Source organism: Alloalcanivorax xenomutans, assembly GCF_900217905.1.
GTDB classification, from domain to species: domain Bacteria; phylum Pseudomonadota; class Gammaproteobacteria; order Pseudomonadales; family Alcanivoracaceae; genus Alloalcanivorax; species Alloalcanivorax xenomutans.
Genome location: NZ_OBMO01000023.1, coordinates 1 through 5,519, shown reverse-complemented (window position 1 = coordinate 5,519; position 5,519 = coordinate 1). Strand labels below are relative to the sequence as shown.

The window sequence follows — 5,519 nt, the reverse complement described above, 5'->3', positions numbered from 1 at the left end:
GTGTTCGCGCTTGAAAATGGGGCAACATCAAGAGACATGCTGCGCGTCATTGCGCGTTTGGTGGACTGGTTGAAGGATCCAGAGCAACAATACCTGCAGCAAGGCGTTCTGGAATGGTTACGTCGGCGGGGGCCACGCCTGGACTCGCAGGTGCCCTGGCAGGAGATTCATACTTTAAGAGAGGCACATAGCATGTTGGAAGACAGAGTGAGGGTGTGGAAAGCCCAGTTTCGGCGTGAAGGGCTGGCGGAAGGCAGGCAGGAGGGAATTAAGCAGGGGCTCAAACAAGGCCTTTCACAAGGCCTCGAAAAGGGCCTCGAACAAGGCTCCACCACGGAAGCCCGAAACATCCTGCTGCGCCAATTACGGCGCCGCTTCGGTGAAGTGTCGGCGGAGATTGAAACCAGGCTGAACGGTGCTAGCCGAGAGCAGATGGAAGACTGGATCGATCGCGTTTATGAAGTAGAGACCATGGAGGCGGTGTTCGACTAGGACCACCCTGCATTCACACCCCCTGTGGGAGCCTGCCTGCAGGCGAATTCTTTATCCCTCCAACCAAAACCTTCGCCAGCAAGGCTGGCTCCCACAGCCGCTTCGTAGCCCTCTTATGGGAAGCTGCAATCCCATCGTTGATTTCTCTTCTCAACACGGAAAACCACCTTTGCCACCCGAAACGGTAGACGTTTCCTCAGAAGTGTTTCCTTTTCCCTCATTTTATTTCTGTCCCCATTTTATTTTCTTAGTTTTTCTCTCAAAAAAGACATCGTTCTTGCGAGAGCGACACCGTCTCTTATCCAAAAAAGGTTCCAGGTACATTTTCTGTAAGCCGCATGGTTACTGGGTTTGTGTTTTTTAAAAAAGAAAAAGTGCTTAAGGGGACAGGTAATCTATTGTTTTGATGTTGTGAATCTATTTATCTGGTCCGTGCCGAAGGGTGAACAACCCTCGGGGGCAGTCAACGGCATCCCGCCGTCGGCTGAAGGGGACAGGCCAGGGAGGCAGTCGACCTGTCCAGATAGGAAAAAACAAATGATACACGGCTAACCAAAAAAGGAGGACTTGGCCATGAGTACCAAAATCTTGAAAACGAGTATGCTGGCTTTGGCTGGCGCAGTGGCTTTGGCAGCAGCGGGTAGTGCGAGCGCTATGCCGCCCCCGTATGCAATGTGTACGTTTAAGGGGGAAACCGAGCTGACGGTGCCTGGACAGCCAACAACGAGCTGTTGGCTCACCCTGACTACAAAAGTGAACTGCGCGGGCGACATTGAAGTAGTTGCTGCAGGTCCTGTGGCAGGCCAAGCCAATTGTCCAGGGCTCTTTCTTGGTAACTTTCCGTGGACAGGAAGCACTCCCGCTTTAGGGACCATTGATACCGGTGCAGGCGGCTCCGTTGCGGCAAACACTGGCGGTGGGATGCTTACAATGATAGCTGGTGGGATCGTCTACAATGTCTCTGATTCCGGAGGCTTCAGCAATCAAGTCTGTGACGGTGTAGGTAATACAGTTCAGGTCCCCAATGCTGTTGAAGTTACCGGGCTCAATAACTTTGGTTTTGCACCTAATGGTAGCTCGTCTAATGCAACTTTTAACACAGTTGGGCCAGACCACCTAGTGAATCGAGGTTGTGTATTTTAATTGGAAGCCCTTTGGGTTTTCCCTAAAGGGGTTATAGGGCAGCCTTGAAGGCTGCCCTTTTTTATGGGGCGCCATAGAATGACGTTACCCTGGGCCTTCGTGTCATCAGCTTAAGATATCTTGGGGCCTCCCCTCTGTGGGCCTAGGAAGGAAACCGTTAGCCGGGATGGCCTGGATGAGCGAAAAAGTTTACTCATCGTCAAAAAGAATATAAAGAGGGCAAAGGTCGAAACAATGAACCCGATGAATCCCGAAGTAGAAGGTCTGTTCGCCAAGGGGAACATGCTCCCCCTGGAGAGAGCATGTTTAGTGCTCATTGATAAAGAAGTTCAGTACAAGAGGTGTCTATTTGATCGGCTCTGAAACGTATCGAAGAAAGGAACCTCTTTCGGGGACGAGGAAATCCACCTTGGTGATAGGCTGATTGGCCCGTTGGTGAATCGTGAGCGCATTTTCATTGTACTGTTCCACCACCATTCGACCATCAGAGAGAAATTGGATGCCTCCAGAAAGCTGCATTTGCACAGGGTAACTATAAAGGTTGTGGTTCATCTCGCTCATCCATCGCTTCCTTTCTACCAAATCTGTCACCAAATAGGGAGCATCCATATATAGACTTACAGAAGTATATAGAGCCGGGTTACCATCACTTCCGGCAAGAATGCTGCCTTGTATAAACTGCTGTCCTTGGGGATAGCGCATACGCATTACTTGGTATCCGCTGTCGACTATCTCTCCTCCTCCTCCGAGGACGCTTTTCGCGAAAACACGAAACGAGGACGTAACTATATGTCCCGGATAAATCAGAACCTTGATTTCACCGTTTTCTTCCACATTATCAGTTACCTCTGCAAAAAGTACGCCGTGGAGATATGTGAATTTATCTTGTGGGCATTCGGCGGGGATGGCGTAAGAGCAAGTTTTTCCGAAGAAGCCTTCACCATAGAGATCACAATCGGTTTGGTCTTCAAATAGGTGTTTTTCAGTCCATCCGCATCCAATATTTGCACCAGCAGTATTGGCGGATTGCCCTAGACCTTGAGACAGATAAATAGGGTCAATGTCAATGATCTGAGAAATTTTTCGATAGCCGTAGAACGATGAAAGTATCTTGGCGCTATTCGGTGGTGGCATCAAACCACCAGGATCTAGTGGTGTTGGATTTTCCGGGTTATGGACAGGGTCAACCAAGTCTAAAGTTGAGCTGTCGGGCTGCCACGTGATGTGATTCGTTTCGTCATGAGCGTACTGCCTGAATTCTACGTTGGGAGTTGCAAGGCCGGTTACTATTGTCTCCATGTTATCGCTGCTCTCGTTAATCAAGTTCAGGTTTCTATCTACTCCCTGAGGTAATCTAAGAAGCTGCAAGACATTTTTTGAAGGCGGTACTCCGACGAAGTATTGCACGAGATCCGGTCCTCCCCCTATCAGATCGGGAGCTTCTTCCTGCCAAATATAGTGATCTGTATAAACTGGGGGCTTACTACCGGGTAGTGTCCGTGTAGTATCATGTGTAGATACCTCACTTAACAGCTGGGTGTTTAGTGGTAGTCCATCCTGGTCGCAGATACTAGATCCCGATTGATTTGCATCGCACTGTGCTATAGAAGAAGTCATGTCGCCGTTGGATTTGATACGGTACGCATAAACTTTGCCTTCTTGCCAGGGCATATCTGGTGTGAATTCTAAGGTATCCTGGTTCAAGGTCACTGTCCCAGGAACTGATGCCGTCATGTTGTCTGGGCTCTGTGGGTCAACTTCATATACTGTAAAGTTGACGGCATTGCCGCTTATATCAAATAGGCTGCCGCGATCTATAGGCTTAGAAAATACTACGACAATTGGCCGATTGGCTGGCATATTTGGTACTGGGAGGACATCGTCAGCCGGTAAGGGAGATAGATTACCTAGGGAATCATTGGGATGTGGTTGCATGCCGCCGCGACAACGACCTGAGGTCATGGTTTGTCCGATGTTTGGAGTGAGATTACGTGTGACTGTATTTAAAGGGCATGGATAGCCTGGGTATACGCCCATCACGAAGGCCGACTTTTTTGGAACAGATTTATCCTCGCCTGTATCGTAGATACCAGCAGGAGGCGGGAAGCCTCTGTATTTCCATATTCGTGCTTCTTCCACCTGCATCCCCAACTCAAACCCCTCATCAAAACTCCCAACCCAAGGCTCCCCCCGCAAATCCATAATCCCCGGATCAAGACTCACCTGGTAGGACAGAGAAGGCCCGGTCTCGGTAGGGTGCTCCAGCGGGTCAACCGGTTTGATCACGATCGCCGCGCCGTCCACGGTGACCTTGCTGTCCACCTCGGTTTGTACACCGCCTTCATTCTTATAGAGGTGCACTTTGCCGGTTACGGATTGGCGGTCCAGCGGGCGGGTGAAGTTCAACACGATCGGGTCGGTGGGTTTGAACATGGCGGTCTTGTCCAACCCGGTCTGCCCATCTATTCCCAAGGTCCAGCTCTGAAACTCCAACGGCGTGGTGTCCGGCACCGGCGCGGGGGCGTTGAGCTGATCCTTATAGGACTCCAGTTGGAAGCTGAGCATGCCGTGGGCGAATTCCTGGCCGAGCACGTCCGGCTCCACCACGCTGACCGCGTCGATTTTCAGCACGCCTTCCCGCGGGTCCACTTCGCCCACGCCGATCAGTTCGATGTGCAGCATGTCCTGAGTGAAGCCGCCGTTGGCGCGGGCTTCATCGGTGGTGATGGCCACATCCATGAACAGCCGCACGATGCGTAGAGCGTCGGCACGGTTGTGGGTGTCGTACGGGTTGGGCACCAGGTAGCCGGTGGCGTCGCTGAGGAAGTGCATTTTCACTTCGCCGGATGCAAAGCCGGCGGGCACTTCGCCGCCGATCAGCACGTCCAGGCTGGTGCCGCTGAGGATGGTATCAGCGGGGATGCGCACCGGGGTGACATCCGTATAGACGGTGACGTCGCCCAGCTCCGCGCGCACGTCGCCGCTGGCCTGGGTGACGTTGTCCTGGCCGAGCAGGGTGGCGTTCACCGGCACTTCGTTCACCGGTTTGCCGGTGAGCGGGGAGGTGCGGGTGCGGTTTTCCGAGTCGGTGATGCGCTGTACCAGGATGGCCGGCTCGCCGCGCGGTGATGAGTCTTGCGGGGTGACGGTGAGTTCGTGGCCACCAAATGCATTGCCGAAGGTGCTGGCCAGGCCCTCGCCCAGGGTGAGGGTGTAGGTCTCTCCCGGAGTGAGGTGCTCGGGCGCGGGGTCCAGGGTCATGTAGGGCCCTTCGGTGAGCAGGCGGGCTTCCACCAGCTCGCCGCTGCCGTCCACCAGGGCCACGGTGTCCGCCGGCGTGGTCCCGTCGCCCGGGTTGAGGCCGTAGCGGGCGCTGGTGGGGTCGATGGGCTGAGTGAACTGGAAACGGAAAGTAGAAAAGTCCATCACCGGTTCTTCGACGTCACCGCTGGGGATGGCGCGGGTGAGGGTGAAGTCGTCGTCGGCCACCACCAGGGATTTCGGGCCACGTTGCAGCGCGCGAGTGGTGAAGTGGATATCCCGGTTCGGTGCCTTGCCCACGCTCAGTTGCACGCCGCGCAGGGTCACGGTGTAGTCGGTGAGCGGTTGCAGTTTTTCCGTGGGTGTCAGCAGAATGCTGCGGCCGTCGGCTTCCACTTTGCTGTAGGTGACGGGGACGATGTCCCCATCGGCGCCCCCAAGGCGCAGTTTGATATTGTTTTCGGCGGCGGCCAGCTCGATGTCGCTGGAGAACCGCAATACCACCGGAGCGGGGATCGCCACCTCGCTCTGCCCGTCATCGGGGTAGGCATAGAGGAGGCTTTGCCGCTGGGCGTCGTTGGCGTCGTTGCCAGGCATGTCGGAGCCGTCGCTGCCGCCACAGG

Annotated in this window: 3 protein-coding genes; 2 read left to right on the top strand and 1 reads right to left on the bottom strand. The window is 54.2% G+C overall.

Annotated features, from left to right (window positions below; translation table 11 throughout):
• Both CRO06_RS20090 and CRO06_RS19960 read left to right on the top strand, forming a co-directional pair.
• Nucleotides 1-492: DUF4351 domain-containing protein (locus tag CRO06_RS20090; protein WP_179746624.1), on the top strand; the 492-nt coding region annotated here is incomplete at its 5' end.
• Between the two features lie 573 nt (nt 493-1,065).
• A complete protein-coding gene (locus tag CRO06_RS19960) occupies nt 1,066-1,635 on the top strand; it encodes a hypothetical protein (RefSeq protein WP_143247750.1) in 570 nt (189 codons plus the stop codon).
• Nucleotides 1,636-1,980: 345 nt separating this feature from the next.
• Here the strand turns inward: CRO06_RS19960 and CRO06_RS16740 are convergent, their stop codons facing one another.
• On the bottom strand, nt 1,981-5,493 hold the full coding sequence (locus CRO06_RS16740; RefSeq protein ID WP_218839895.1) for an Ig-like domain-containing domain: 3,513 nt from the start codon (nt 5,491-5,493) through the stop codon (nt 1,981-1,983).
• Nucleotides 5,494-5,519 lie beyond the last annotated feature (26 nt).

Coding starts and splice junctions, on each gene's coding strand:
- CRO06_RS19960 (WP_143247750.1), top strand. CDS start 1,066: ATGAGTACCAAAATCTTGAAAACGAGTATGCTGGCTTTGGCTGGCGCA.
- CRO06_RS16740 (WP_218839895.1), bottom strand. CDS start 5,493: ATGCCTGGCAACGACGCCAACGACGCCCAGCGGCAAAGCCTCCTCTAT.